This is a genomic window from Peribacillus psychrosaccharolyticus ATCC 23296 (genome assembly GCF_000305495.1).
In the GTDB taxonomy this organism is placed as follows: domain Bacteria; phylum Bacillota; class Bacilli; order Bacillales; family DSM-1321; genus Peribacillus; species Peribacillus psychrosaccharolyticus.
In genome coordinates, this window is sequence record NZ_AJTN02000123.1 from 1 (window position 1) to 821 (window position 821).

General features: G+C 31.7%; 1 protein-coding gene. It reads right to left on the reverse strand.

Going from position 1 to position 821, the window contains the following annotated elements; genetic code table 11:
* Positions 1 to 211: 211 nt before the first annotated feature.
* On the reverse strand, positions 212 to 664 hold the full coding sequence (locus WYK_RS06410) for a PTS sugar transporter subunit IIA (protein ID WP_040373719.1): 453 nt from the start codon (positions 662 to 664) through the stop codon (positions 212 to 214).
* Between the last annotated feature and the right edge of the window lie 157 nt (positions 665 to 821).

Consider the following 821-nt stretch of genomic DNA (forward strand, 5'->3'; position numbering starts at 1 on the left):
AGGCAGGAGTCTTTAGGCAATCTTGTGCTTTATTTTGAGTTCCCTCAAATATTAGCAACTAGATGATGCATTTTATTTCGAAGCAGTGTTATCTTCTGACTCACTACTTCTTCAATTTTTACATTGCAACAAACGATTTTTTTCTTTGATTTCTTAAAAACGGATTCCTGATTTAATAAGGGTCCAATATCTATTGAAAGAAACGTCTTATCTATCTCGTATAAGTAGATTTTAGTACGTCTAAAAACACTTGTTCATTTTTAGCTACAAACATTTTTTCAGTTTTTGATTCATCTGTTAAAATATCAGCTAATTCTGATAACAAATCTAGGTGGCTTTCTGAGTCTGTTGCTGCTAAAGTGATGATTAGTTTTACTGGATCAAGTAATTCTGAACCAAAAGGTACTGGTACACCGAACGTTGTAAAAGAAAGTCCTTTTTCTAAAACTCCATGTTCAGGCCTTGCATGTGCTAGTGCAATATGCTTCGTGATCACAATATATGGACCTTTTTCCTCCACTACACTAATCATGGCGTCTACATATGATGGCAATATTTTTTTCGATTCTATTAATGACACTGAGGCTTTATGAATAGCTTCCTTCCAGTCTTTAGCATCTTTATTAATCTGTATATCACTCACTTTAATTTCATCTATTAGCATATATTTCACTACTTTCATCGTATTTTTTTATTATATTTTTTAAATCAACTTTTTCTAGTGAATCAACCTTAATAAAAAAGTTCTCGAATTTAGAATATTTAGTAACATCATTCGTACAAACGATAGTATTGATACCTGCTTTATTCCCTGCTAAAAG